We start from the raw sequence: 26,946 nt of genomic DNA, 5'->3' as shown, positions 1-26,946 counted from the left end.
TTGAAAACACGGCAGAGCGTTAATACGCGAAAATGAATAAATTATAGGAGTTTGGAGCGTTCCATGAATTCCCGAGTGGCCGCCATCGTCGTTGCTGCCGGACGAGGCACACGTTTTTCCACCGATGAAGACAGCCTGCCCAAGCAATATCAAAACCTGGGCGGCCGGCCGGTCATCAGCTGGGCGCTGGACGTTTTCCTGGCCCATCCTGCGATCACCGACGTCGTGACGGTCATTCACCCTGATGATGAGCGGCTTTATGAACGGGCGGTTGCCGCGCTCGGACCGCTGGGCCGCGAAAAGCTCCGGCAACCCGTGCTAGGCGGGCAGACACGGCAGGCTTCGGTTCACAACGGCCTGAGCGCATTCGAACGCGAAAACATATGCCACGTCCTGATACACGATGCGGCGCGTCCTTTCGTCACCCACACGGTCATCGACAATGTCCTGGAGAACCTGGCGCAGGGGAAACAGGCCGTCCTTCCCGCCGTTCCCGTGGTCGATACCTTGAAACGGGCGGATGAAGCATCCGGACACCTCGAAACCGTCGACCGTTCGAACCTTTGGGCGGCACAGACGCCCCAGGGGTTCGACTACGCGGCGATCCTTGACGGCCATGAAAAGGCCAGCCGGGCCGGACGCACGGATTTTACCGACGACACAGCCATCGCCGAGTGGCAAGGTGTAGCCGTCAGTCTGGCCGCGGGGGACCCGGATAACTTCAAGATCACATCCCGTTCCGACCTGGAACGGGCGGAAAGGCGGATTTCGATGACCGACAGACACAATCCCGGCCTTGCCGACCTCGGTGACGTGCGAACGGGTGCCGGTTATGACGTCCATGCTTTCGAGGACGGAGATGCCGTTATCCTGGGCGGAATCCCGATTGCCCACGACAAGCGCCTCAAGGGCCATTCGGACGCAGATGTGGTCCTGCACGCCCTTACGGATGCGGTTCTCGGCGCAATCGGCGACGGTGACATCGGCGCCCACTTCCCGCCTTCTGACCCTGTCTGGAAAGGCGCGTCGTCGGACCGGTTCCTGGAAGATGCCGTCAGGCGGGTTACGAAGCTGGGTGGCAAGATCGCCCATCTCGACGTGACGGTCGTTTGCGAAGCGCCGAAGATCGGCCCGCACAGGGACGCAATGCGGACCTCTATTGCCGGGATCTGTAACCTCCCCGTTTCCAGGGTGTCTGTAAAAGCGACGACCTCGGAGCGGCTTGGGTTTACCGGCCGCGGGGAAGGCATTGCCGCGCTTGCGTGCGCGACCGTCCGTTTGCCGTTCGATGAGGGGGAATATGCATGACCGATATGGAAACCCTGCTGCCGCTCGCCGAAGAGGTTCTGTCCGCCTGCCGGGAAAAGGGGCTTATGATTGCGACGGCGGAATCCTGCACCGGAGGGCTCATCGCCGGCATTTTGACCGAGATCGCCGGATCCTCCGATGTTTTCGACAGGGGTTTCGTCACCTATTCCAACGACGCCAAAAAAGATCTGCTTTCGGTCGATGAAGCCGATCTGGAGGCGTATGGCGCTGTCAGCCAGCAGGTCGCCCGACAGATGGCTTCCGGGGCCCTTGCCAATTCGCGGGGTCAAATCGCGGTTTCGGTGACAGGTGTTGCGGGCCCGGGCGGCGGATCGAAGGAAAAACCCGTGGGCACGGTCTATTTCGGCCTGGCCGTTGAAGGAAGCCAGACAATTCACAAACACTGCCTCTTTCCCGATGAAGGGCGGGGCCGGATCCGGACCCTTTCGATTAAAACCGCGCTCGATCTTTTGTTAAATGCGGCACATTCAGTTAGCGCGCGTTAACACTCCTGGCAAAAGACGAAAGAATTTTCCTACCGTTAGGTTTCGCGCAAGCTTACATGCATAGGATTGATCTGCATTCAGATCATATGTTTGAAAACTCCGGAACCATTGGAACGGGAAATGAAACGACTGGCGATCCTAGTGCTGCTATCGGCGATCTGGCCTGTTTCGGCCAACGCCCAGGGGCTGCCGCAACCAGGCGATTTCTATCTCATTTCCCGCAATGCCGATGGCGAGTTCGTCGGCAGCCACAAGATATTTCATCGGCCTTCGCCGGGTTTACGCCTCGTGACCTATTGCAATCGCGAATACTGGGTGCGGCCCTATACGGTTGCATGGACCCAGCTTGAAGTCGAAAGGCGGAGAGAAGTGCGGGTTGAATTCAACCGGAGCAAAGGTTGGCGTCCGATTTGCGAGCAGCCCGAACAACAGGTCACATTGAAGGATCTGGGCATTGAGATTGCGCCCGGAGACGTGACGGACGAAATCGGTGAGCCTGAGCCCCTGGCCACCCGGTTCAGTGCTATCGGCAACGCATTCCGGAAATAAAAACGCGATTTCTCCGCAGACTTCGCCTGAAAGATTTTCTGAAAAACCGCGAATTTCCGCCGTTTTCCTTCCTTTCGCCACAAAGGTTAAAATTGCAATCAAATTTCACCGTTTGCGTGAGGAATATCTAGATAGTTTGCCATCTATGGTGCCTACTAGACGAGAGCGGACGGGCAGACCATGACCGGTTCTGTCCTGAACTCCACAATGTTATGTGGGAAATAAAATGCTGAGAGTCATGATGATGGCGGCCGCGCTTGCCGTAACGGGCAGTCTCGCGCATGCGGGCAATGCGACCGGTTCCATTGATTATTTCATGATTTCGCGTGGCGATGACGGCATGTTTCTCGGCAGCCACAAGATTTTCCTGAGAGAAGCGGATGGCCTGACCCAGGTCCAATATTGCGGACGCAGTTACTGGGTCCGCCCCGTGACCGTCGCCTGGACCCAGCTCGAAATGGAAAACTCCCACGAAGTTCGGGTCGAATTCAATCGCGGCAAGGGCTGGCGGCCGATTTGCGAACGCCCGACCGATTATGTCACCCTCGAAGATATCGGCGTGACTGTGGATCCCTATATTGTGGTTCTCTCCGAGGGCAGCGAGATCACCCGGGTTAATAAATTCCAGGCGGTCAGCAAGTCCTTCCAGCGCGGTGACAAGACCAAGCGCGGCGCAGGCACGTATCACAGCAATTAATTAAATTGCCGATCATCCTGAAAAGGCAGGGTTAACAATTCTCTGCTTCAATCAATGATTAATCGTTTCCGCATCGCATGGGAGCGATAAGGAAACCGTCTTTTGAAGCGGAAGTCCCATGGTCAAGATTGGAGCAGTCGTCCTGTTTTTGTTGATGACCGTCAGCGCACAAGCTCAGCTGTCGGCGCCGGCAGGCGACTACTATATCCGCTCCCTTGACCCCAGCGGCAACTTCAACGGTATTCAGGAAATCCTGACCCGTCCGGAAACCGGCTATCACAAGGCGGTTTACTGCGACACGTCCTTCTGGGTGACACGCAGCACCATCGCCTGGACGGAACGGGAAGCCGAGGCCGGCCGCCACCTCGTGATCATCAATGAAATCAACAAGAAACCTGAAGTTTACTGCGCGGACCCCGAGCACTACGTGCGTCTTGAGGATCTCGGCTTGAAAAAGCACGAGGTTCTCAAGGCGCGCGATAATGCCGCTCCCGTCGACATGCAGTCGAGCCGCCTTCGAACGATCAGCGAAGCCTTCAAACATTTCAAACAGGACTGATGCGCCCGGTGGCAGGTCAAACGCCGTAGACTTCGTCTGCCCGGGCTTCGAAGGCGCTTGAAAATTTCCGGAACGCCTTGTCGAACATGACGCCCATCAGAGATCCGAGCGTACGGCTCTTGAATTCATAGGTGATATAGAACCCGACATCGCAGGCCCCATCGCCGCGGTCGGCGAACGTCCACTTGTTTTCGAGATGTTTGAATGGACCGTCGAGATATTCCACGAGGATCGTGTTCTCGTCGGGCCGCAACTCCACCCGGCTGGTAAAGGTTTCCCGGAACAGCTTGTAGGCAACCGTCATGTCAGCGACGAGGACTTCCCTGCCCTTGCCCAGGTCCTTGCGGCCCCTGACATGCAGCGCCTGGCACAAGGGCACGAATTCCGGATAACGCTCCACGTCCGACACGAGATTGAACATGTCAGCCGCGCTGTGATTGACCTTGTGGATGGAAGAATAGCTCGGCATGAAATCCGTTCACACCACCCTGTCAGTATCCGAGCCTGGCGGCGCGGGCCGCACGCAATTCGGCAAAATCCTCGCCGGCGTGATGAGACGAGCGCGTCAGCGGGCTGGCGGATACCTTCAGGAAGCCCTTGGCATAGGCGATCCGCTCATAGCCTTTAAATTCTTCCGGCGTGATGAAGGACAGGACTGGATGGTGCTTCTTCGACGGCTGCAGATACTGGCCGATGGTAAGGAAATCGACATCGGCCGCGCGCAGGTCGTCCATCAGCTGAAGAACTTCGTTCCGTACCTCACCGAGACCGACCATGATGCCGGACTTGGTGAACATGGACGGATCCAGTTCCTTGACCCGCTGCAACAGACGGATCGAATGGAAGTAGCGCGCGCCGGGACGCACCGTCAGGTATTTGGACGGTACGGTTTCCAGATTGTGGTTGAAGACGTCAGGCTTCGCCTCGACGACAATTTCCAGTGCGCCGTCCTTGCGCAGGAAGTCCGGGGTGAGAACCTCCACGGTGGTCTTCGGCGACACGTCCCGGATCGCCCGGATGACATCGGCAAAATGACGGGCTCCACCGTCGTCGAGATCGTCCCGGTCGACGGACGTAATCACGACATGTTCCAGCCCCATGCGGGCGACGGCGTCGGCAATGCCGGCCGGTTCCTTCGGATCGACCGGACCGGGCATGCCGGTGCGCACGTTGCAGAAGGCGCAGGCGCGGGTGCAGGTGTCGCCCAGGATCATGAAGCTGGCATGCTTCTTGGACCAGCATTCGCCGATATTCGGGCAGCCGGCCTCCTCGCACACGGTCACGAGATTGTTCTTGCGGACCAGATCCTGCGTTTCGCGATAGACCGGCGATGTCGGCGCCTTGACGCGAATCCATTTCGGCTTGCGCTGGACCGGATTGTCGGGCCGGTGCGCCTTTTCAGGATGGCGGGGCCGTTCATCGCGTGTGTCGGCGGTTTTCGAGAGTGTGTCGACGATCGTAACCATGGGTCTTAAGTGTCGTTATTACGCGGAAAGGTCAAGTGGTTCACCGCAAGGCTGCTATGCGGAAACACCCTGTTTCCTGAAGCGGTGAAACTGTTCGAGGGCTTTCCCGGACAGCGGCTGCGATTTCCGGGTCGTTTCGTTCATTTGCACAATCACGGTTTTCGCCCGGGCGACCGGATTGCCGTTCTGGCACACGAGCTGTTCGAGGGTGACGGAACTGCGCCCGGTATCGAGCACCGCGGTCCCGATCTCCACCTTTCCGGGCCATGTCACCTCGCCGAGAAAATCAAGCTCCAGCCGGGCGATGACAAAGGCCGCGCCCTCATCTGCGACCTCCCCGTTCGGACCATGCAGGATTTCCACCCGACCGGTTTCCAGAAAGGAGGAAAAGACGGCATTGTTGACGTGGCCCTGCCGGTCGGTATCGCAATAGCGCAGCTTGTCCGTCGCTCTGGCCGGATAGTCTTGCAAGGGTGGGATGTCGGTCACTTAGGCTTCCTGCTGTCTGTCATGGGCTTTTGAAAACAGCCTCTTAGCTGAAGAGCTTCTTCCACAGAAACAGAAACAGGATCGCACCCAGGGTCGCAACGACAAGCTGATCCAGCGGCCCGCCGGTCACGTTCAGACGGAACATGTGGGCCAGTTCGCCGCCGAGCAGCGCGCCGACCAGCCCGACAATGAGGCTTCCCAGAAAGCCGCCACGGCTGTTGAGCACCCTGTGCGCGATGGCGCCGGCCACCACGCCGATGATGATCCAGAGGATAAATCCCATGAACGGCCATCCTTTTTCCGTGTCAGGCCAAAACCCTGGCAATCAGCACCACCACGATCGCGCCAATCGCGGCAACCACGATCTCGTTGACCCAGGCGTTGCCGAGGTTGATGTTGATTCCTGTCGCCTTGACAAGGAAACCGCCGACGAAGGCGCCGACCAGGCCGGTCAGGAGATAGCGCACGAGGCCACCGCCACCGACGATGAAACTGGCGAGCCAACCCGCGACGAGGCCGATCACGCACCAGATCAGAATGTTCTTTGCATCCATGACATTTCTCCTGAAACGGGAAATGAGGAAAGCCTAGCAGCACATCATGACAGTCCGCCAGAGACCATTTCGAAATGGCAGCTCCGGCAACCATCTGGCTCGCCGGAACTTTCCGATCAGATGTTCAGAACCCGGCCATAGGCGTCAAGCACGCTTTCCTTCATCATTTCCGACAGCGTCGGATGGGGGAACACGGTGTGCATCAGGTCTTCTTCGGTGGTCTCCAGGTTCATGGCGACCACGAAGCCCTGAATGAGCTCGGTGACTTCCGCCCCGACCATGTGCGCACCAAGAAGCTGGCCGGTCTTTTCGTCGAAGATGGTCTTGATCAGACCTTCCGGCTCGCCGAGCGCGATCGCCTTGCCGTTGCCCATGAACGGGAAACGGCCGACCTTGACCTTGTAGCCGGCTTCCTTGGCCTTGGGTTCGGTCAGACCGACGGAAGCGACCTGCGGATTGCAGTAGGTACAGCCCGGGATCATCGACTTGTCCATGGCATGGACGTCCTTGCCGGCGATCTTTTCCACGCAGATGACGCCTTCATGCTCGGCCTTGTGGGCGAGCATGGGCGGGCCTGCGACATCGCCGATGGCATAGATGCCGGTCACATTGGTGCGGCCGTAGCCGTCGATCACCACACAGCCGCGGTCGGTCTTCACGCCGAGAGCTTCAAGACCGAGGTTCTCGATATTACCGACGACGCCGACGGCGGAGATCATCTTCTCCGCCGAAATTTCCTGGGTCTTGCCGTCCTTGGTCTCGACCGTGGCGGTCACCTTGCCGCCACCCTTGACCACCTTGGAGACCTTGGCATCGGTAAGGAATTTCAAGCCCTGCTTTTCCATCTGCTTCTTGGCGAGGCCGGAAATTTCCGGATCTTCCACCGGCATGATGGTCGGCATCATCTCGATGACGGTCACATCGGCGCCCATGGTCTTGTAGAAGGACGCGAACTCGATGCCGATGGCGCCGGAGCCCATGACGATCAGGGACTTCGGCATGGAGGGCGGCACCATGGCCTCGAAATAGGTCCAGATGTCCTTGCCGTCCGGTTCGATCCCTGGAATGACCCGCGGTCGTGCGCCGGTTGCGACGATGATGTACTTGGCCTTGTAGACGCCCTCGCCCTTGACGCCCTTTGGCACCGGGTGCTGCGGCTCCATGGCCTTCTTGGTGACTTTGGAGACGGTCACTTCACCGGCCTTGGTGATCTTGCCCTCGCCCCAGATCACGTCGACCTTGTTCTTCTTCATCAGGAAGCCGACGCCGCCGTTGAGCTGACCGGAGACGCCCCGCGAGCGCTTGACCACCGCAGCCGGATCGAAGGAGATGTTGTCGGCACTCAGACCGTAGTCCTTGGCATGCTGCATGTAGTGGTAGATCTCGGCCGAGCGCAGCAGCGCCTTGGTCGGGATACAGCCCCAGTTGAGGCAGATGCCGCCGAGGTGTTCGCGCTCCACGATGGCCGTCTTGAGCCCGAGCTGCGAGGCCCGGATCGCGGTCACGTAACCGCCCGGTCCGGAACCGATGATGATGACGTCGTAATTGGTGTCGGCCATCGTTCTTCCCTTGAAATCTGGAATGGGGAAACGGCGCGGCCCGCTTTCGGGCCGCGCAGTCGTGTTTCGCTGCTCAGACGAGCATGCCCATCGGGTTTTCGATGTAGCCCTTGAAGGCCGCCAGAAGTTCCGCGCCGAGCGCGCCGTCGACACAGCGGTGGTCGGTGGAGAGCGTCACGGTCATGACGGTCGCGATCGTGATTTCGTCGCCCTTGACCACCGCGCGCTTGTCTCCGGCGCCGACGGCCAGGATCGTGGCGTGCGGCGGGTTCACGACAGCGGCGAAATCCCTCACGCCCATCATGCCCATGTTGGAGACTGCTGTGGTGCCGCCCTGGTATTCTTCCGGCTTCAGCTTGCGTTCCTTGGCCCGCTTGCCGAAATCCTTCATTTCGTTGGAGATCACGGACAAGGGCTTCAGTTCGGCGCTGCGCACTATCGGCGTGATCAGGCCGCCGGGGATCGACACGGCGACACCGACATCTGAGTGCTTGTGCTTGACCATGGCCTCGTCTGTCCAGGAGACATTGGCGTCCGGCACATCGCGCAGGGCGAGCGCCAGGGCCTTGATGGTCATGTCGTTGACGGAGACCTTGTAGAGCGGATTGCCGTCCTTGTCCTTCGGCGCAGACCCGTTGATCTGACCGCGCAGGGCGAGCAGAGCATCCAGCTCGCAGTCTACCGAGACATAGAAATGCGGGATCGTCTGCTTGGATTCCACCAGCCGGCGGGCAATGGTCTTGCGCATGCCGTCGTGGGGGACCAGCTCATAGGAGCCTTCCTCGAACAGCTTCAGAACCTGATCGGTGGACGGGCCGGTTGCCATTGCCGGCGCCGCTGCAGCGGCGGACGGGGCGGCTGCAGGCGCAGCCTTGCCGGTACCGGAGGCAAGTGCTGCTTCGATGTCGCGCTTGACGACGCGGCCATGCGGGCCTGTTCCTGAGATCGCTTTCAGATCAAGGCCGTTCTGCTGCGCCAGGCGACGTGCCAGTGGCGATGAGAATATCCTTCCGCCATCGGCGGTCCTGGGGGCAGGCACCGGATCGGTCACAGCTTTTGCCCCCACCTCGATGGCTGATGAACTTTCCGGGACTGCGGGCGCCTTGTCGGCTTCCGCTTCGGGCTTCGCCGCCGATGACCCGCCGCTTGCATCGATCGCGCTTGCATCCTCGCCTTCTTCCAGAAGAACGGCGATCAGTTCATTGACCTTCACACCGGCGGTTCCGGCGGGCACGACGATCTTGCCGACGGTGCCTTCGTCGACGGCTTCCACTTCCATGGTCGCCTTGTCGGTCTCGATCTCGGCGATCACGTCACCTGCGGAAACCTCGTCGCCTTCCTTGACCAGCCACTTGGCCAGATTGCCCTCTTCCATGGTCGGAGAGAGCGCCGGCATCGTAATGTTGATTGGCATAACTGCCTCCCTCTCGCCTTAGGCCGTGTAGGTGACGGCTTTGACCGCGTCGATGACTTCCTGGACGTTCGGCAGCGCCAGCTTTTCCAGGTTGGCGGCGTAGGGCATCGGAACGTCCTTGCCGGTCACCCGAAGAACCGGGGCATCGAGATAGTCGAAGGCCTTCTCCTGCACCTGGCAGGCGATTTCCGAAGACACCGAGCACATCGGGAAGGCTTCCTCGATGGTCACGATGCGGCCGGTCTTCTGTACCGAGGCAATCACGGTATCGATGTCCAGCGGGCGGATGGTGCGCAGGTTGATCACTTCGGCGGAGATGCCCATGCCGGCCAGTTCGTCGACAGCCTTCATGGTGTAGGTCATGCCGATTCCCCAGGAGACCAGGGTCACGTCCGTCCCTTCCCGTTCGACCTTCGCCTTGCCGATCGGCAGAACGAAATCGTCCATGTCCGGGATCTCGAAGGAATGGCCGTAGAGGATTTCGTTTTCGAGGAAGATGACCGGGTTCGGATCGCGGATCGCGGCCTTGAGCAGGCCCTTGGCGTCTGCCGCAGAATAGGGCTGGATCACCTTCAGGCCCGGAACATGGGCATACCAGGAGGCGTAGTCCTGGGAGTGCTGGGCTCCGACGCGGGCCGCAGCGCCATTGGGACCGCGGAACACGATCGGCGCGCCCATCTGGCCGCCGGACATGTAAAGCGTCTTGGCCGCGGAGTTGATGATCTGGTCAATCGCCTGCATGGCGAAGTTGAAGGTCATGAACTCCACGATGGGCTTCAGGCCCGCCATGGCCGCGCCGACGCCGAGGCCGGCAAAGCCGTGTTCGGTGATCGGCGTGTCGATAACCCGCTTGGCGCTGAACTCGTCGAGCAGCCCTTGCGTGATCTTGTAGGCGCCCTGGTATTCGGCGACTTCCTCACCCATGACGAAAACGTCCGGATCGCGGCGCATTTCTTCCGCCATGGCGTCGCGCAAGGCTTCACGCACGGTAGAGGATTTCATGGCCGTTCCGGCCGGAATTTCCGGATCATCGGCGGGCTTGGACGCGGCCGGGGCTGCCGGAACCGGCGCTGCCGCAGCCGGGGATTCGGCGGCCGGGGCGGGTGCAACAGCAGGCGCGGGAGCGCTCGCGGCAGCATCGATCGCGCTTGCGTCTTCGCCTTCACCTAAGAGAATGGCGATTTTCTCGTTCACCTTGACCGCATCGGTTCCTTCCGGAACCAGGATCTTGCCAAGGGTGCCCTCGTCGACGGCTTCCACTTCCATGGTCGCCTTGTCGGTCTCGATTTCGGCGATCACGTCGCCTGCGGATACGGTGTCGCCTTCGGCTTTCAGCCATTTGGCGAGTTTGCCCTCTTCCATTGTCGGCGAGAGGGCCGGCATCAAAATGTCGATCGGCATGGTTTCCCCCCGAATTAGAGCAGAATGTCGGTGTAGAGTTCGGACGGATCCGGCTCGGGATCGGTCTGGGCGAATTCGGCGGCTTCCGCGACGACCGCGCGGACATCCTTGTCGATCGCCTTCAACTCGTCTTCGGTCGCCCACTTCTTCTCGATCAGTCGCGCCCGGACCTGTTCGATCGGGTCATGCTCGGTCCGCATCTTCTGGACTTCGTCCTTGGAGCGGTATTTCGCCGGATCGGACATGGAGTGGCCGCGGTAGCGGTAAGTGATCATTTCAAGGATGTACGGCCCCTTGCCGGACCGGCACCATTCCAGAGCCTTTTCGCCGGCAGCCGCGACAGCGCGGACATCCATGCCGTCGACCTGCTCACCCTGGATCCCGAACGACGAACCGCGCTGGGACAGATCGGTGTTGGCGGATGCGCGGGCCACGCTCGTGCCCATGCCGTATTTGTTGTTTTCGATCACGTAGATCACGGGCAGTTTCCAGAGCTCGGCCATGTTGAAGCTCTCGTAGACCTGGCCCTGGTTGGAAGCGCCGTCGCCGAAGAAGGCCATCGCGACATTACCGTTTTCCCGGTACTTGTTGGCAAAGCCGATACCGGTTCCAAGGGACACCTGGGCGCCGACGATGCCGTGGCCGCCATAAAAGTGCTTTTCCTTGGAGAACATGTGCATGGAGCCGCCCTTGCCTTTCGACAGGCCTCCGCGGCGTCCGGTCAGCTCGGCCATCACGCCTTTCGGGTCGAGGTCCATGGCCAGCATGTGACCGTGATCCCGATAGCCGGTGATCATCTGGTCGCCGTCCTTCTTGGCTATCTGCAGGCCAACGACGACAGCCTCCTGGCCGATATAGAGGTGGCAGAAGCCGCCTATGAGGCCCATGCCGTACAATTGGCCGGCCTTTTCCTCGAACCTTCTGATCAGGAGCATTTCCCGGTAGGCGTGGAGTTCCTGATCCTTGTCGAATTCGGCGATCGCAGGAGCGGCCGTTTTAGCGGCTCCGCGGGACCGGCCTGCGCTTTTTGCGCTGGTGCCGGCAGATGACTTTTTCGTAGCAGCCATATCCCTCTTCTCGGCGAGACGTTTACCTTAAGACAGGTTTGCGGAGAATAACCTGTCGCCCTAGACGTTCCAAGACAATGATATGGGGTTGCGAGCTTCAGTTATCTTATTGTTTTTATGTGTATTTTATTGATTAACTGAATTGTTGTTTATTTTCTATACTTAACAGGATATCAGTTCATTTTCTGATAGCTGTTCCCGGGCCGCAATATCACCAGTTCATTGACGTGTACCAGATTAAGATTGAGACGGGCCCGTTCGTCAACCATATCCGGATTCAGACTTTCCGGACGCAGCAGGCTGACCTTGGCGACGAGCGCCTTACGTTGGGCAACCAGAACATCCAGTTGCTTCTCCAGATCGCCGATCTGGTGTTCGATCCGGGCACGGCCGACAAGGCCGAGTTCACCATTGAGGGCGTGAAAGCCGAAATAGGCCAGGACCGACAGGGCCATGACCGGAATAATCAAACGGCGGACAAAGGATTGTTTGCGCTGACGTGTGGTAGCGGACACGTTGGGACCTTGGACTCTGTACTGCGGGCCTCTTTCCGACAGGATGCCGTAACCAGCCTTAACAGTCCCTTTATGAGCGGAATAAACTTCCATCGATTGTGGATCGAAAACACGGTCCGGACGCCGTCCAGGGCGATTGACATGAGCCGGTCTTCGTTCCGGATTGCCCGTAAAAACACATATTCGTTCTGCTTGGAATTCCCGTAAGCTGTCCCTTGGTTTTATACTGCTTAAAGGCGAAAGCTGGCCGGGAGGCCGAGTGGAAATGGCCGGAAAACACCTGGAAGAAAAATTCAAGAGCGAACGTTTGCGCATGGTCGAGGAGCAGATCGCCGACAGGGGCGTGAGCGATCCGAAGACGCTTGACGCCATGAGGACGGTCCGCCGTCATCTCTTCGTCAACCCGTCTCACATCTACAGCGCCTACGAGGACCGACCCCTGCCGATCGGTCAGGGCCAGACCATTTCCCAGCCCTATATCGTCGCCCTCATGACCGAAGCCCTGAAGCTCAGGGGCGGAGAGACGGTTCTGGAGATCGGGACCGGCTGCGGCTATGCGGCGGCTGTTCTCAAGGAAGCCGGCGCCGAGGTCGTCACGGTCGAGCGGATCGAGGAGCTCGTCGCGTTGTCGAAGGAGAACCTGAAGGCGGCAGGATACGAGGACATCAAGGTCATCTGCGGCGACGGCACGCTCGGATACGCGGAAGATGCACCCTATGACGGCATTGTGGTAACTGCCGGCGGCCCGACCATTCCGGCACATCTGAAGCACCAGCTCAAGGTCGGCGGCCGCCTTGTCGTTCCCGTCGGCCCCTCCTCCTGGAACCAGCGGCTTGTCCGGGTCACCCGGACGGGCGAAGAGGACTTCGACGAGGAAGATCTCGGCGGGGTCTGCTTCGTGCCTCTGATCGGCGAGGAAGGCTGGGACCAGTCCAAGTCATGGGTCTGAACTGATCTCCACTCCTGTAACCGCCCGGGAACGGCCTCACGCCGCCGCCAGCCGTGACAGCTTGGTCAGCACCGTCCCCGTGCCCTTGAGCCGGTCGTCGGTCTTCTCCCAGTCGCGGGTGAGTACGATCTTCTGGTCCGGCCGGATCTTGGCCAGGCCCCCCTGCTCCGAGATATAACCGACGAGCGCTGCCGGATTGGCGAATTCGTTGTTGCGGAAGGTCACCACGATCCCCTTCGGACCGGCATCGACCTTCTCCACATTCGCCTTGCGGCACAGGCCCTTGATGAAGACGATCTTCAAAAGATGGCCGACTTCCTCGGGCAGCGGGCCGAAACGGTCGATCATTTCCGCGCCGAAGGCATCGATTTCCTCGGCCTCGGTCAGGTCGCCCAGCCGGCGGTAAAGCTGCAGGCGCAGCTGCAGGTCGGGCACGTAGTCTTCCGGGATCAGGACCGGCGTGCCGATGTTGATCTGCGGCGACCAGTGTTCCTCGCCCATGTCCGCACCGCCGTCCTTGAGCTGGGCCACGGCTTCCTCCAGCATCTGCTGGTAAAGCTCGAAACCGACCTCCTTGATGTGGCCGGATTGTTCCTCGCCGAGCAGGTTGCCGGCGCCTCGGATATCGAGATCGTGGCTGGCGAGCTGGAAGCCGGCGCCGAGGGTTTCCAGCGATTGCAGCACCTTGAGCCGGCGTTCGGCGGTCGTCGTCAGCATCTTGTTGGCCGGGACGGTGAACAGCGCATAGGCGCGGGTCTTGGACCGGCCGACGCGGCCGCGAAGCTGATAAAGCTGGGCCAGGCCGAACATGTCGGCCCGGTGGACGATAAGGGTGTTGGCGGTCGGGATATCGAGGCCGGATTCCACGATGGTGGTCGACAGAAGCACGTTGTACTTGCCTTCGTAGAAGGCGTTCATGACGTCTTCCAGTTCGCCCGGCGGCATTTGGCCGTGAGCGACGGCGACCTTCAACTCCGGCACGTTCTCGTCCAGGAACGCCTTGGTCTCGGCCAGGTCGGAAACCCGCGGACAGACGTAGAAACTCTGGCCGCCGCGATAATGCTCGCGCAGCAGCGCCTCGCGCACCACCAGCGGATCGAACGGGGAAACGAAGGTCCGCACCGCAAGACGGTCGACCGGCGGCGTGGCAATCAGGGACAGTTCGCGGACGCCGGTCAGGGCGAGCTGCAGCGTGCGCGGGATCGGGGTCGCGGACAGGGTCAGCACATGGACGTCGGACTTCAGTTCCTTCAGCCGCTCCTTGTGCTTAACCCCGAAATGCTGCTCCTCGTCGATGATCAGCAGCCCGAGGTCGCGGAACTTGATCGATTTGCCGAGCAGCGCATGGGTGCCGATGACGATATCAACTGAACCGTCGGCGATCCCGGCCTTCGTCTTGCTCAGTTCCCGCGCCGGGACAAGACGTGAGGCATGAGCAACGTTGATCGGCAGGCCGTGGAAGCGTTCCGCAAAGGTCTTGTAATGCTGGCGGGCGAGCAGCGTCGTCGGCACAACGACGGCGACCTGCCGGCCGGACATGGCGGCGATAAAGGCGGCCCTGAGCGCCACCTCGGTCTTGCCGAAACCGACGTCGCCGCACACCAGCCTGTCCATGGGCCGGCCGGAGGCGAGATCGTCGAAGACGGAATCGATGGCGGTGAGCTGATCGTCCGTTTCCTCGTAAGGGAAACGGGAGGCGAATTCGTCATAGACGCCTTCCGGCGTTTCAACGACGGGTGCGGTCTTGAGCGCACGGGCGGCGGCCGTCTTGATCAGGCCGTCGGCAATTTCCAGAATACGCTTCTTGAGCTTCGCCTTGCGCGCCTGCCAGGCGCCGCCGCCGAGCCTGTCGAGCTGGGCATCGGTTTCATCGGAGCCGTAGCGTGACAGGAGCTCGATGTTCTCAACGGGAAGGTAAAGCTTGTCTCCGCCGTGATACTGCAGCTCCAGGCAGTCATGCGGCGCGCCGACGGCCTCGATGGTCTTCAGGCCGATGAACCGGCCGATACCGTGGTCCACGTGGACGACCAGGTCGCCTTCCGCAAGGCCGGTCGCCTCGGTGATGACATTGGCGCCCTTGGCCTTGCGCCGGCTCTTGCGCACAAGACGGTCGCCGAGAATGTCCTGCTCGCCGATGAAGGCGATGTCGGCGAGTTCGAACCCGTGTTCGATGCCGAGCACGCAAAGCGCCGTGGTCTTCTCCGGCAGTTCGCGGGCATCCGCCAGAGTCTCGATATCGCGAGTCGCGCCGAGCCCGTGGTCGCCCAGGATCTGGCCGAGGCGGTCTCTTGACCCATAGGACCAGCAGGCAATCACCGTCCGCTTGCCGTCCTTCTGCAGGGCTTTGACGTGCGTGATAAGCGCATCGAAGATATTGACGTCGCCGGCGGCCCGTTCGGCGGCAAAGGACCGGCCCTGACGGCCGGCCAGGTCAATGACCTGCCTGCCCTGCCCCGGTGGCGGCATGAACGGATCCATGGCAGCACTTGCCGTATCGGCGACGCTGGCCGTCCATTCGTCCCGGGTCAGATAAATCGCGTCCGGCGCAACCGGCATATAAGGTACGGTCCCGGCAGTGCTGCCAGCCTCCCGCGCTTCCTGCCGGGCGCTGTAATGCTCGCCGATCTGGTCCAGACGTTCCCGGATGGCATCGGCCGCCGCTGTATCGAGCACAAGCGGGGTATCGCCGATGTAATCGAACAGGCTTTCCAGCTTTTCATGAAACAGGGGCAGCCAGTGTTCCATGCCGGCATAGCGCCGGCCGTCGCTGATCGACTGATACAGCACATCGTCCCGGCTGGCGGCGCCGAAACTGGTGAGGTAGGCACGGCGGAACCGGGAGATTGCCTCCTCGGTCAGGACCACCTCGCTCATGGGAACGAGATCGAGGCGCTTGAGCTGCTTCGACGTCCGCTGGGTTTCCGGATCGAAGGAACGGATCGATTCCAGCGTGTCACCGAAGAAGTCGAGCCGAACCGGTTCTTCCGAACCGGGCGAGAACAGGTCGACGATGCCGCCTCGAACGGCGTATTCGCCGGTTTCCCGAACGGTCGGCGTCCGGGAAAAGCCGTTCATTTCCAGCCACGCGGCAATATCCGCCATATCGACCCGGTTGCCGGGCGCCATGGCAAAGGTCTGCTTCGCCATCCAGCTTCGCTCGGGCATGCGCTGGAGCGCGGCATTGAGCGTGGTCAGAAGGACGGTCGGACGATCTTGCGGAAGGCCGTGGGCCAGGGCTCCGAGCGCCAGCAACCGGCGCGCACTGATGGCCGGATTGGGGGAGACGCGGTCATAGGGAAGACAGTCCCAGGCGGGAAGCTGCAGGGTGTCGACGCCGGGATCGAAAAACTTCAGCGCATCTGCGACCATCTGCATGCGCGTGGCATCGCGGGCGACGAAGACCAGGGCAAGGCCCTTCCTGCCGCTTTCCGCCAGAATACGGGCCAGCGCATAGCTTTCGGCCCCGTCGGGCACGCTGGCAAGGGTAACGTTGGCCTGGTCTTTCAGCAGGCTTTCAAACACGTGCGTCTTCCTCGGATTTTCACTTCAGCGGAATGCCGGCGGCGATCGCTTCTTCGCAATAGGCGATGATGCGGCGATAGAGAGGACCATCCCATTCGGCCGGCAAAGGCGTTCTGCCCGTTATCCAGGCATAGAGGTCATGATCATTGGCAGTCAGAAGCTGTTCCAGTTCGGACAGCTCATCGTCACTCAGGTCATCGATCTGCGCCTTGGCAAAGCCGCCCAAAAGCAGATCCATTTCCTTGATACCCCGGTGGCAGCAGCGAAACAGGATCTTCTTGCGCCGGTTGTCCCGTTCCGGCGCGCCCTGGTCGGTTTTAAGTTCGCTCATTGTGAAACCTGTTCGCTTTTGCCGGCGCCTTAGCCGGCAGGAGTGGCCTGTGCGGTGTCGCTGGGCGCTATATAGCGTTGCAGAACGTTCCTGTCAGCGTTCCTGTCCCACATTGCGAACAAGTCGCGCTTCGTGGCACAAGAACAACTCGTCCGCCCCAGTCAGGAAGTCAACGTCCGTCATGCGTCCTTCGGTTCTCGATCCCCTGTTTGCCCCGGTCTCATCGCTGCCGGGAATCGGACCGAAGATGTCGAAACTGGTGTCCTCGCTGGTGACCTCCCAACCCGACCGGGAGGCGACGATTGCGGACCTGTTGTTCCACCTGCCTCACAACGTGATCGACCGGCGTCACAAGCCCGGAATCGCCTACTCGGAAAACGGCGACATCGTCACGCTGGACGTAACCATCGACCGGCACATGCCCGGACCGCGCCACGGCAAGGCGCCTTACCGGATCTCAGCCTTCGACGACACAGGGTCGATCACCTTCGTCTTTTTCCACCCGCACCGGGATTGGCTGGAAAAGATGTTCCCGGAAGGCGAGCGACGGATCGTTTCGGGCAAGGTCGACTGGTTCAATGAACGCCCGCAGATGGTGCATCCGGATTATGTGCTGAAGCCGGAAGAAGCCGCGGCCATGCCGCCGGTGGAGCCGATCTATCCACTGACGGCGGGACTGGCCTCAAAAACGCTTCAAAAAGCGATCAAGACCGCAACAGACCGGGTACCGACGCTTCCCGAATGGCTGGACGATGCCTATCTTCGGCAAACCCAATGGCCGGACTTCGCCGAGGCGGTCAGGACGGTCCATCTTCCGCAGGAACAGTCCGACATATCGCCGGAAGGCCCTTACATACAACGCCTTGCCTATGACGAATTGCTGGCAAGCCAGCTGGCGCTGGCGCTGGTGCGCGCTAACATGCGCCAGCTCGGCGGGATTGCACGCAAGCCGGAAGGCCGCCTGCAGAAAGCGGTGATTGCCGCCCTGCCCTTTCAACTGACGGACAGCCAGAAGACGGCCATTTCCGAAATCAATCAGGACCTGGCGGAACCGGTGCGCATGCTCCGACTGCTGCAGGGCGACGTCGGCTCCGGCAAGACCGTCGTTGCCCTCGCCGCCCTTGCCCAGGTGATCGAAAGCGGCGCCCAGGGCGCGATCATGGCTCCTACCGAAATTCTCGCACGCCAGCATTATGCGTCCATGTTGCCGCTCTGCGAAAAGGCCGGCATCCGGATCGCGCTTCTGACCGGCAAGGACAGCCAGAAGCAGCGCCGGATCACCCAGGAAAAGCTGGATGCCGGTGAAATCGACCTGGCCGTCGGCACCCATGCGCTGTTTCAGGGATCGGTCACGTTCCGTGATCTCGGTCTCGTCGTCGTCGACGAGCAGCACCGCTTCGGCGTCCACCAGCGACTGGCCCTGTCGGCCAAGGGCAAGGGCGTCGATGTGCTTGTGATGACCGCCACGCCGATCCCGCGCACGCTGGTTCTGACCTGTTTCGGCGACATGGACGTTTCCCGACTGACCGACAAGCCGGCCGGACGCAAGCCGGTCAAGACGGTGTCCGCATCCCTCGACCGGCTGGACGAGATCATTGCGCGTGTCGGCGCCGCCGTCCGCGAGGGACAAAAGGTCTATTGGGTCTGCCCGCTGGTGGAAGAATCCGAAAAAATCGATCTCGCGGCGGTGGAAGACCGGCACCGGGTCTTGGAACAGGTCCTCCAGCAGCGGGTTTCCCTCGTTCACGGGCGCATGAGCGCCGACGAAAAGGACGCGGCCATGACCGCGTTCAAGTCCGGAGAAACCCGCGTTCTGGTGGCCACGACCGTGATCGAGGTCGGCGTCGATGTGCCTGACGCGACCATCATGGTCATCGAGCATGCCGAACGCTTCGGTCTGTCCCAGCTTCACCAGCTGCGCGGCCGTGTCGGCCGTGGGGACAAGCCGTCTTCCTGCGTGCTTTTGTTCAAGGGACCGCTCGGGGAAACGGCACAGGCGCGGCTCAATATCATGCGCGAGACCAACGACGGCTTTCTGATTGCCGAGGAAGACCTGCGCCTGCGCGGCGGCGGCGAAATCCTTGGCACCCGTCAGTCGGGCACGCCCGGCTTCCGGATCGCCCAGGTGGAACACCACGCGGATTTGATGGAAACGGCGCGCGACGACGCCCGGCTGATCCTGGAGACAGACGCGGAGCTGCAATCCGAACGGGGCCAGGCTCTGCGTTGCCTGCTTTATCTGTTCGGGCGGGACGAAGCGATCCGGCTGTTGCGCGCCGGCTAGATGGGCGCTTACGCGTTTTCGCGAGGCTTATCCGCGGGCGTCCTGGGAAGGCCTTTCTGGTCCGGCTTCGGTTCCATCAGGTCGTCCAGGATTTCCGGATAATCCGGATTGACCAGACCGGCTGAAATCACCAGCTTGGCAGCGTCCTCAACCGACATCTTGAGCTCGATAATGTCCTCACGGGGAACGAACAGCAGAAAACCTGAGGTCGGGTTCGGAGTCGTCGGCAGGAAGACCGAGACAAGATCGGCCTTGTCGCTCAAACGGCGGGCAACCTCTCCCTTGGTCTGGGTCGAAATAAAGACGATCGCCCAAAGGCCCTTGCGCGGATATTCGATCAGGGCGGCCTTGGTAAAACTGCTGCCCCTCTCATCCAGCACGGTTTCGAAGATCTGTTTCAGTCCGCTGTAGATGTTTCGGACCAGCGGCATGCGCCCGACGAGGGATTCACCGAAGGACAGCAGGCTGCGGCCGGCGAAGTTGGCCGTAACGAAACCAACGATCGTCAGCAGGACGATCGCGACGATCAGCCCGAAACCGGGGACAGGAAACGGCAGATAGGTATCCGGATTATAGATCTTCGGCACGAAGGGCTTCACCCAGCCGTCGACCCACTGGATGAATGTCCAGGTAAGCCAGAGGGTGATGCCGATCGGGCCCGCGATGACAAGGCCGGTCAGGAAATAATTCCGCAGTCGGGTCGTTGCGCGGCTTTTCGGGCCGGACCCGTGGCTGTCTTCCCTGGTGTTGTCGCGCGTCATTATGGACACCTCTTGATACGACGAAACCGTCGCAATTCTTTTCCAAGTCCACTACATAGTTGTTTTAAGTGCGCTGCGGTATCCCGTAGCTGGATTAATTTTGCGCGATCCGCGCGATCGACTGCACGAAACGGAGGCAGCCCTTTGAGGCGCACCACCTTCAAGCTCCTCGGGCTCGGCTGCGTGGCTGCCGGCGTTATTGGTATTTTTCTGCCGATCATGCCGACGACGATTTTTTTCATCCTCGCGGCGGCCGCATTCGCCCGCTCTTCGCCGGAGCTGGAAAAGCGGATCCTGGACCATCCGAAGATCGGACCGCCGGTGCGCAACTGGCGTGAGCACGGCGTTGTGCCGGTGAAGGCGAAAATCTACGCCCTGTCCGGTATGGCCTTCGGATTTCTCGTGTTTTTATGGGCGGCGCATCCCAAACTCTGGCTTGCCGTCGTCGTCGGAGTGTTCATGGTGGCATGCGGGCTCTACGTAGGGACGCGCCCGTCGGTGGCGGGGCCTGGCACCGGGTCTTAAGCCGGGACAACGGGCAGATCCTCAGTCGGGCAAATCCTTAATCGTCCGGAATCAGCCGCTTTCCGAAAGCCAGACTGGTTTCGATGATATAGCCCAACCCTTCGTAAAAGGCGGCTGCCTGCTCGTTGTCCTTGCGGACGAACAGATTAATTTTCGGGCATCCCAGATCGATCAGATAGTCTTCGCAATGGGTCATGAGCTGCCGGCCGCAACCGGATCCCTGATGCTCAGGAGCAATGCTGAGATAGTAGATCGAGCCGCGATGGCCGTCGTAACCGGCCATGACCGAGCCGATCACCGTTTCTGTGCCCGAGGCCGGATCCCGGTAAAGCATGACGAAGAAACCGCCGTTGCGGTCCGCCAGCTTGCGGTCGATATCCTTGTCCGGATCGTTCCAGGCCCGCACGAGCCCGCATGCCTGCCATAGGGCGATAACCGGTTTACGGTATTCTTCCTGGAACTCGACGATGGAATAGCCGGTCGGAACGGGCATTACTCGACCGTCACCGACTTGGCGAGATTGCGCGGCTGGTCCACGTCCGTGCCCATGAAGACGGCCGTGTAATAGGCGATCAACTGGACCGGCAGGGCGTAGATGATCGGCGCCGCGATCTCGTGGACATCGGGCATGACCACGATCTTGCCGGCCACGTCACCGCATTCCGCGGCCCCCCTCTCATCGGTAATCAGGACGATGTTTCCGCCGCGGGCCGCCACTTCCTGCATGTTCGAGACGGTCTTTTCATAAATTCCGTCATGGGGAGCGATGACGAAAACCGGCATGTTCTCGTCGATCAGGGCGATGGGCCCGTGTTTCAGTTCACCGGCCGCATAGCCTTCCGCATGGATGTAGGACAGTTCCTTGAGCTTCAGGGCTCCTTCCAGGGCCAGCGGGAAATTCGTGCCCCGGCCCAGGTAAAGCGCATTTGCCGTGCGGGACAGCGGCTGGGAAAGCCGTTCGATCGCGATTTCCTGCTTGAGGGCCTGCACGGCGAGACCCGGAATGGCGGCAAGCCCCTCGATCAGATCGGCCTCCCGTTCCGGAGACAGGACACCGCGGATGCGGCCGGCGTGAATGGCAAGCGTTGCCAGGACGGCGAGTTGGCAGGTGAAGGCCTTGGTCGAGGCGACACCGATTTCCGGCCCGGCGATGGTCTGGAACATCACGTCCGCTTCCCGGGCGATGGTGCTTTCCGGCACATTGACCACCGTGCCGATGACCGCCCCATGGGATTTGCAATACCGCAATGAGGCCAGCGTATCCGCCGTTTCCCCGGACTGGGAGATGAACAGGGCGAAGTCGCCCTTGCCGATCGGGCTCTCCCGGTAGCGGAACTCCGATGCGATATCGATTTCCACCGGCAGGCGGGCGTATTTCTCAAACCAGTATTTCGCGACCAGTCCGGCATAGAAGGCGGTGCCGCAGGCGGAAATGACGAGCCGGTTCAGGTTGGCGAAACCGGCGGTCTCGATACCGGACACGTTCGCCTGCTTCGCGCCCAGGTCGATATAGCGCGACAGGGTATGCCCGATCACTTCCGGCTGCTCATGGATCTCCTTGGCCATGAAGTGACGGTAATTTCCCTTGTCCATCAGCGCGGCCGTGACGCTGGACCTGGATTCGGAACGCTCCACTTCGTTGTTACGGCTGTCGAAAATTCGAACGCTGTTGCGGGTTACGACCGCCCAGTCGCCTTCTTCCAGATAGGTCACCCGGTCGGTGAACGGCGACAGCGCGATGGCGTCCGAGCCGAGGAACATTTCGCCTTCGCCATGGCCTACCGCCAGGGGCGATCCCTTGCGGGCGCCGATCAGCAGATCCTCCTCGCCTTCGAACAGGAAGGCGAGCGCAAAGGCGCCCTTGAGCCGCGGCAGGACGGCAGCGACGGCCTCTTGCGGCGAGAGGCCCTTCTCCCGCTCAAGATTCACCAGATGGGCGACCACTTCCGTGTCGGTTTCCGTTTCCGTCCGCGTGCCCCTGGCTGCGATTTCGTCGCGCAGTTCCAAATAGTTTTCAATAATGCCGTTGTGGACGATCGCGACCCCGCCGGCCTTATGAGGATGGGCGTTCGCAGTCGTCGGAGCGCCGTGTGTGGCCCAGCGGGTGTGGCCGATCCCTGACGTGCCGGCCAGCGGGCTTCTCTCCAGGAGCGCTTCCAGATTCCGCAGCTTGCCTTCCGCGCGACGCCGGACGAGTGTGCCGTTCTCGAGTGTTGCGACACCTGCTGAATCGTATCCCCGGTATTCCAGCCGCTTCAACGCATCCACGAGGCGCGGAGCGACATCCGTATTTCCGAGAATTCCGACAATCCCGCACATGCAATGTACCTTTATTAAAACCGGATTCGACGCGAAACGTTTAGACGACGCCTGGCAGGGGATTGAAATCAAACCCTGTTTCAGTTCGTGACAGGAGGATCGTCAGAATTGCCCAAGCCTGTTGATCAGGTTTTGGTTTTTGCTTCCCTGGCGGCCTTGAATCGCGCCCGGATCTCGGCCGCCCGACCGGCTTTGACCACCTGCCGTCCCCGGCCGATGACGAGCGAATCCGCTTCCGCGCTCTCGGTCACCACGCTTCCCGCGCCCACATAGACGCCCGCGCCGAGCGAGACCGGCGCAACCAGTGTGGAATTGGAGCCGATGAAGCTTCCGGCACCGATGTCGGTCCTGTGTTTGCCGAAGCCGTCGTAGTTGCAGGTGATCGTCCCTGCGCCGATGTTGCTGCCCGCCCCGACACTGGCGTCGCCGATATAGGCCAGGTGGTTGGCCTTGGCGCCGGTTCCGATCGTCGCGTTCTTGACTTCCACGAAGTTGCCGATGTGAACATTTTCGGAAAGCTCCGCCCCAGGCCTCAGCCGGGCGTAGGGGCCGACGATGCTTCCGGCTCCGACATGCGCGCCTTCAAGATGGCTGAATGCCCGGATCCGCGCACCCGAGGCAACGGTCACGCCCGGGCCGAACACCACGTTCGGTTCCACGGTCACATCCGGCTCCAGCACCGTATCATGGGAAAAGAAGACCGTTTCTGGCGCCTGCAGGGTCACGCCGTTTTCCATCGCCGCGATACGCATCCGCTTCTGGAAGACGGCCTCGCAGCCGGCAAGCTGGCCGCGGGTATTGATGCCTTGCACATCCTCTTCATCGGCAGAGACGGCCACGACCTTGAGCCCCCTGGAATTTGCGATCTCGACGGCGTCGGTCAGATAATATTCGCCATTCGCGTTGTCGTTTCCGATCGCCTCAAGCAAGTCGCGCACGATCGTTCCGCGGAATCCCATGATGCCCGAATTACAGAAAGAAACCTTTCTTTCTTCTTCTGTTGCATCTTTTTCTTCACGTATCGCCTGAAGCTTGCCATTCTTGACGAGCAAGCGGCCGTAGCCGAACGGATCGGTGGCCTCGAAACCCAGAACGGCGACATCGGCCCCTTCGGCCAGCGCATTACGGACGGTATCGATCGATGCCGGCGTGATCAGCGGTGTATCACCGAAAAGAACCAGAACATCGTCCGCCGGCGTGTCCATGGCAGAGCGGGCTGCCAGGGCGGCATGGGCTGTACCAAGGCGATCGGCCTGGACATGGCAACCGGCGTCGGGCGCGAGGATTTTGACCAGCTTTTCCAGATCTTCCATCTGCGGTCCGATGACGACTGCCACCCGGTCCGACGCTGCATTTCCCAATGCCTTCAGAACGTGGCCGATCAGCGGCAGATTGCCGACGGGATGCATGACCTTCGGCAAGTCCGAGCGCATGCGGGTGCCAAGGCCGGCAGCCAGCACGATGGATAGACAATTGCGCTTGGTCATCAGGATAATTTCCCTCCTTTCGGCCGCGTTCTTCCCGCCTGTATGCCCCGATCCACAGGACATTGAAAGAACTGTCTGATCTCAAGAAGGCCTTTCTTGTTCGTTAACTATAATTACGGTCTGATGGAAGTGACGTTCATCAGATTCGCATGCACTCTACCTCGGGATTTCCAGTTGCCTGACAAACGGGCCAAGACATCGATCAGACAGATCGTCAAGGAGACGCTGACACCTCAGCGGCTTTCCCTGTTGTCTTGGGCCTTTGCCGCCATCCTGTTCGGAAGCATCGGGTTTGCGTCCCTGCAATTCGGCCGCGAAGCCGGCCCGGACCGGATGTCCGCAAGATACGGTCAGATCCTGCCGCCGGGCGGCGATGTAGCAACGACCGCGTCTATCGGCAACAGCGCGGGCGATCCGCAGGTCGCATTGATGCCGACGGTCAACGGCAGGATTGCGACCGGCGCCGACGAAATCAAGAATTCGCAAATAGAAACCCTGCAACGGGAAGTGGTCGCGCTGCGACGTCGGCTGGGCGCGCTTGCCGAACAGAACGTCTCCTATTCCCGCCGGATCGCGGCTCTGGAAGAGGAGCTGAAGCAAGGGGTCGCTGCCAAAACAGAGGCCACCCCTAACAGCAAATCCGCGCAACCTGCCCCGATGCCGGGAAAAGTGAAGGCCGCCCCGCCCAAACCTCCGGCCGCCACCTCCGCATCCCCTCACCCGGCCTCTCCGCACAAGGTGGAAATGCCGGTCGAGCAAAGCGACAAGGCGGTCCAGAAACGGATCGAGTCCGTCCCCGCACCGGAAACGTTATCGGGCAATGATACCGAAATGCGCAAGCAATTGCAGCAGAGCAGTCAGGCGGCAATCGCCGCCGCCGGGAACAAGACCGGGCCCGACAGGATATTTGAGCCGGTACGGATAGCCGACCTTCCGAAAGCCGGAGCGGATCCGGTTGTTACCGGCTCGATTGCCCCTGCGGATACGCCGGAACCTGCGGACGTCAAACCGCCGCTGATCACGCCGAGCAAACCGGTGGGGCGCTCGAAAGGGGCCGGCACCTCCCTCATCAATCATTCCGATTTCGGCGCGGTCGTCGGGAGGTACCCGAGCCCTCAGAAAGCTGCCGAAGCCTGGAAAACCTTCCAGGAGCAAAACGAGGAACGGATGCGGGACCTCAGGCCGGTCATCGCCAAGTCCGATATGGACGACAATTACGCGCTTCTTGTCGGACCGTTCGGAAACGCGGCCAATGCCGCGGTGGCCTGCCTGCGACTTCTGGAGGTCACAGGCACCTGCCACCCGGCGCTTTATGTCGGAGATCCTCTCCCGGAATTGGAAATGTCCAAGGCGAATTGAGCCTGGATAAGGCGACCGCCGATCAACCGATCTGCGAAAAGACCGGAAAGGTTTCCAGGAGCCAGTAGGACAACGTCGCGAACTGGCCGGTCAGGAACATGATCCCGGTCAGAATCAGGACGCCGCCCATGACCTTTTCGACAACGCCCATATACCTGCGGAACCGTGTCATGGCGTGGATGAACGGGCCGGCAAAAGCAGCGGCAAGCAGGAAAGGAATGCCAAGGCCAAGCGCATAGGCGCTGAGCAGAATTGCGCCCTTGCCGACGGTGGCTTCGGAGCCGGCAACAAACAGGATTGCCGACAGGATCGGACCGACGCAGGGGGTCCAGCCGAAGGCAAAGGCCAGCCCAAGCAGATAGGCGCCGATGAGACCGGCCGGCTTGCGCTCCACATGGACGCGCGCTTCCCGGTAAAGAAGTCCGATGCGGAATACGCCCAGGAAATGCAACCCCATGATGATGATCAGGATACCGGCGATATAGCCGAGAACCTCGATATACTGGGTAACGAACTGACCGATGAAGCTCGCGCTTGCGCCGAGAATGACAAAGACGGTCGAAAAGCCCGCCACGAATGCCAGCGCGGATATGAAGACTTTCAGGGACGCTGACTTCTCGTCGCTCTTCCCGGTCAGTTCCTCCATGGAGACGCCGGCAAGAAATCCGAGGTAAGGCGGCACCAGGGGCAGAACGCAGGGAGAGACGAAGGACAATACCCCTGCAAAGAGTGCGCCCAGTATCGTGACTTGTTGCAGCATATGTACTCTCTTAACCCGGCTTTCCTGCGTGGACCCAATAACGATCCAAGCATGTAATAGCGAGGCACAAAGACACAGTCGCCTCACCTTTGCGAGAGGCGTGTCGTCGCAGTCGTGTGGATAAGCTACCGGTTATTCGCGCACAACCAGAACCGATTGCCCGGCATGGCGCACGACGCGGGCCGCATTCGGCCCCAGAAGATAATCCTTCAGTTCCGGCCGGTGGGATGCGAGGACGATCAGGTCGCAGCCGAGCTTATCGGCGACATTGTTGATTTCCTCGTAGATGGTCCCATGAGCGACATGCCCCTTGCAGGTGATGTCGTCTGGCACGTTCTGCCCGATGAATTCCTTCAGCATTTCGGAGGTTTTCTCAAGCGCCTGCGCTTCGAAACCTTCGGGAAAATAGCTGCCGACGATTGATTGTCCGAAATCGGGCACGACGGTGATGACGTGAAGGTCGGCGCCGAAGGTCCGGGCCATGGCAATGGCCGTCGGCAGCGATTTGCGCCAGGAGCTTTCCTCGTTGAGGTCAATCGGAACCAGAATAGACGTATACATTTTC

The 26,946-nt window shown here is 60.6% G+C and carries 27 protein-coding genes; 9 read left to right on the top strand and 18 right to left on the bottom strand.

The window, feature by feature from the left end:
* Window positions 1-63 precede the first annotated feature (63 nt).
* From HK439_RS05805 to HK439_RS05785, 5 genes are all read left to right on the top strand, one after another.
* Complete coding sequence (locus HK439_RS05805; RefSeq protein ID WP_190290438.1) at window positions 64-1,308, top strand: bifunctional 2-C-methyl-D-erythritol 4-phosphate cytidylyltransferase/2-C-methyl-D-erythritol 2,4-cyclodiphosphate synthase; 1,245 nt, start codon at window positions 64-66, stop codon at window positions 1,306-1,308.
* Window positions 1,305-1,814, top strand: coding sequence for a CinA family protein (locus HK439_RS05800; protein ID WP_190290437.1), 510 nt, complete (start codon window positions 1,305-1,307; stop codon window positions 1,812-1,814). The genes HK439_RS05805 and HK439_RS05800 overlap by 4 nt, the downstream gene beginning before the upstream one ends.
* A gap of 120 nt (window positions 1,815-1,934) precedes the next feature.
* Window positions 1,935-2,363, top strand: a complete 429-nt coding sequence (locus tag HK439_RS05795; protein ID WP_190290436.1) for a hypothetical protein — start codon at window positions 1,935-1,937, stop codon at window positions 2,361-2,363.
* Window positions 2,364-2,589: 226 nt separating this feature from the next.
* Window positions 2,590-3,060, top strand: a complete 471-nt coding sequence (locus tag HK439_RS05790; RefSeq protein ID WP_190290435.1) for a hypothetical protein — start codon at window positions 2,590-2,592, stop codon at window positions 3,058-3,060.
* Window positions 3,061-3,178: 118 nt separating this feature from the next.
* Complete coding sequence (locus HK439_RS05785) at window positions 3,179-3,619, top strand: hypothetical protein (protein ID WP_190290434.1); 441 nt, start codon at window positions 3,179-3,181, stop codon at window positions 3,617-3,619.
* Window positions 3,620-3,635: 16 nt separating this feature from the next.
* Here HK439_RS05785 and HK439_RS05780 read toward each other — a convergent pair whose 3' ends face one another.
* The 10 genes from HK439_RS05780 to HK439_RS26640 form a co-directional block, all read right to left on the bottom strand.
* A complete protein-coding gene (locus HK439_RS05780; RefSeq protein ID WP_190290433.1) occupies window positions 3,636-4,088 on the bottom strand; it encodes a type II toxin-antitoxin system RatA family toxin in 453 nt (150 codons plus the stop codon).
* Between the two features lie 22 nt (window positions 4,089-4,110).
* A complete protein-coding gene (gene lipA / locus HK439_RS05775) occupies window positions 4,111-5,085 on the bottom strand; it encodes a lipoyl synthase (RefSeq protein WP_190290432.1) in 975 nt (324 codons plus the stop codon).
* Window positions 5,086-5,139: 54 nt separating this feature from the next.
* The gene (locus HK439_RS05770; RefSeq protein WP_328804109.1) at window positions 5,140-5,574 is read right to left on the bottom strand and encodes a thioesterase family protein; all 435 of its coding nucleotides are present in this window, start codon (window positions 5,572-5,574) and stop codon (window positions 5,140-5,142) included.
* A gap of 43 nt (window positions 5,575-5,617) precedes the next feature.
* Entirely contained in the window at window positions 5,618-5,857 is a 240-nt protein-coding gene (locus HK439_RS05765) for a GlsB/YeaQ/YmgE family stress response membrane protein (protein ID WP_190290431.1), read from the bottom strand.
* Between the two features lie 22 nt (window positions 5,858-5,879).
* Entirely contained in the window at window positions 5,880-6,128 is a 249-nt protein-coding gene (locus tag HK439_RS05760; RefSeq protein WP_190290430.1) for a GlsB/YeaQ/YmgE family stress response membrane protein, read from the bottom strand.
* A gap of 116 nt (window positions 6,129-6,244) precedes the next feature.
* Window positions 6,245-7,687: a dihydrolipoyl dehydrogenase gene (lpdA, locus tag HK439_RS05755; RefSeq protein WP_190290429.1), complete on the bottom strand. Its 1,443-nt coding sequence runs from the start codon at window positions 7,685-7,687 to the stop codon at window positions 6,245-6,247.
* 73 nt (window positions 7,688-7,760) lie between these two features.
* Window positions 7,761-9,101, bottom strand: coding sequence for a pyruvate dehydrogenase complex dihydrolipoamide acetyltransferase (locus HK439_RS05750; RefSeq protein ID WP_190290428.1), 1,341 nt, complete (start codon window positions 9,099-9,101; stop codon window positions 7,761-7,763).
* A gap of 18 nt (window positions 9,102-9,119) precedes the next feature.
* Window positions 9,120-10,502, bottom strand: a complete 1,383-nt coding sequence (locus tag HK439_RS05745) for a pyruvate dehydrogenase complex E1 component subunit beta (RefSeq protein ID WP_190290427.1) — start codon at window positions 10,500-10,502, stop codon at window positions 9,120-9,122.
* 14 nt (window positions 10,503-10,516) lie between these two features.
* Window positions 10,517-11,569 (bottom strand): pyruvate dehydrogenase (acetyl-transferring) E1 component subunit alpha, encoded by a 1,053-nt coding sequence (pdhA, locus tag HK439_RS05740; RefSeq protein ID WP_190290426.1) that lies wholly within the window; start codon window positions 11,567-11,569, stop codon window positions 10,517-10,519.
* A gap of 173 nt (window positions 11,570-11,742) precedes the next feature.
* Window positions 11,743-12,177, bottom strand: a complete 435-nt coding sequence (locus HK439_RS26640) for an FtsB family cell division protein (RefSeq protein WP_209011580.1) — start codon at window positions 12,175-12,177, stop codon at window positions 11,743-11,745.
* 172 nt (window positions 12,178-12,349) lie between these two features.
* Between HK439_RS26640 and HK439_RS05730 the strand changes: the two genes are divergently transcribed.
* Complete coding sequence (locus HK439_RS05730) at window positions 12,350-13,033, top strand: protein-L-isoaspartate(D-aspartate) O-methyltransferase (RefSeq protein WP_190290425.1); 684 nt, start codon at window positions 12,350-12,352, stop codon at window positions 13,031-13,033.
* A 36-nt stretch (window positions 13,034-13,069) separates the two neighbouring features.
* Here HK439_RS05730 and mfd read toward each other — a convergent pair whose 3' ends face one another.
* Both mfd and HK439_RS05720 read right to left on the bottom strand, forming a co-directional pair.
* Window positions 13,070-16,555, bottom strand: a complete 3,486-nt coding sequence (mfd, locus tag HK439_RS05725) for a transcription-repair coupling factor (protein ID WP_190290424.1) — start codon at window positions 16,553-16,555, stop codon at window positions 13,070-13,072.
* 19 nt (window positions 16,556-16,574) lie between these two features.
* Window positions 16,575-16,886: a succinate dehydrogenase assembly factor 2 gene (locus HK439_RS05720; protein WP_190290423.1), complete on the bottom strand. Its 312-nt coding sequence runs from the start codon at window positions 16,884-16,886 to the stop codon at window positions 16,575-16,577.
* Between the two features lie 112 nt (window positions 16,887-16,998).
* Here HK439_RS05720 and recG point away from each other — a divergent pair, with 112 nt between their 5' ends.
* Window positions 16,999-19,170, top strand: a complete 2,172-nt coding sequence (recG, locus tag HK439_RS05715) for an ATP-dependent DNA helicase RecG (protein WP_190290422.1) — start codon at window positions 16,999-17,001, stop codon at window positions 19,168-19,170.
* A gap of 8 nt (window positions 19,171-19,178) precedes the next feature.
* Here recG and HK439_RS05710 read toward each other — a convergent pair whose 3' ends face one another.
* Window positions 19,179-19,931 (bottom strand): DUF502 domain-containing protein, encoded by a 753-nt coding sequence (locus tag HK439_RS05710; protein ID WP_190290421.1) that lies wholly within the window; start codon window positions 19,929-19,931, stop codon window positions 19,179-19,181.
* A gap of 144 nt (window positions 19,932-20,075) precedes the next feature.
* Here HK439_RS05710 and HK439_RS05705 point away from each other — a divergent pair, with 144 nt between their 5' ends.
* The gene (locus tag HK439_RS05705) at window positions 20,076-20,456 is read left to right on the top strand and encodes a YbaN family protein (RefSeq protein WP_190290420.1); all 381 of its coding nucleotides are present in this window, start codon (window positions 20,076-20,078) and stop codon (window positions 20,454-20,456) included.
* A gap of 37 nt (window positions 20,457-20,493) precedes the next feature.
* On the opposite strand, the gene HK439_RS05700 is transcribed toward HK439_RS05705, so the two are convergent.
* The 3 genes from HK439_RS05700 to glmU all read right to left on the bottom strand — a co-directional run bounded on the left by HK439_RS05700 (window position 20,494) and on the right by glmU (window position 24,262).
* The gene (locus tag HK439_RS05700; RefSeq protein WP_190290419.1) at window positions 20,494-20,949 is read right to left on the bottom strand and encodes a GNAT family acetyltransferase; all 456 of its coding nucleotides are present in this window, start codon (window positions 20,947-20,949) and stop codon (window positions 20,494-20,496) included.
* Entirely contained in the window at window positions 20,949-22,775 is a 1,827-nt protein-coding gene (glmS, locus tag HK439_RS05695; RefSeq protein ID WP_190290418.1) for a glutamine--fructose-6-phosphate transaminase (isomerizing), read from the bottom strand. The genes HK439_RS05700 and glmS overlap by 1 nt, the downstream gene beginning before the upstream one ends.
* A 125-nt stretch (window positions 22,776-22,900) precedes the next feature.
* Window positions 22,901-24,262 carry a bifunctional UDP-N-acetylglucosamine diphosphorylase/glucosamine-1-phosphate N-acetyltransferase GlmU gene (gene glmU / locus HK439_RS05690; protein ID WP_190290417.1) on the bottom strand — a complete coding sequence of 454 codons (1,362 nt, stop codon included), beginning with the start codon at window positions 24,260-24,262 and terminating at the stop codon, window positions 22,901-22,903.
* 174 nt (window positions 24,263-24,436) lie between these two features.
* Here glmU and HK439_RS05685 point away from each other — a divergent pair, with 174 nt between their 5' ends.
* Window positions 24,437-25,621, top strand: coding sequence for a hypothetical protein (locus tag HK439_RS05685; protein ID WP_190290416.1), 1,185 nt, complete (start codon window positions 24,437-24,439; stop codon window positions 25,619-25,621).
* Between the two features lie 22 nt (window positions 25,622-25,643).
* On the opposite strand, the gene HK439_RS05680 is transcribed toward HK439_RS05685, so the two are convergent.
* Window positions 25,644-26,381 (bottom strand): cytochrome c biogenesis CcdA family protein, encoded by a 738-nt coding sequence (locus tag HK439_RS05680; protein ID WP_190290415.1) that lies wholly within the window; start codon window positions 26,379-26,381, stop codon window positions 25,644-25,646.
* A gap of 132 nt (window positions 26,382-26,513) precedes the next feature.
* The gene (locus HK439_RS05675; RefSeq protein ID WP_190290414.1) at window positions 26,514-26,942 is read right to left on the bottom strand and encodes a universal stress protein; all 429 of its coding nucleotides are present in this window, start codon (window positions 26,940-26,942) and stop codon (window positions 26,514-26,516) included.
* Window positions 26,943-26,946 lie beyond the last annotated feature (4 nt).

This window comes from Roseibium aggregatum (genome assembly GCF_014692675.1).
Lineage (GTDB): Bacteria > Pseudomonadota > Alphaproteobacteria > Rhizobiales > Stappiaceae > Roseibium > Roseibium aggregatum_C.
Note: the sequence above shows the minus strand (reverse complement) of the source record. Positions and strands in the feature narration are given on the sequence as shown.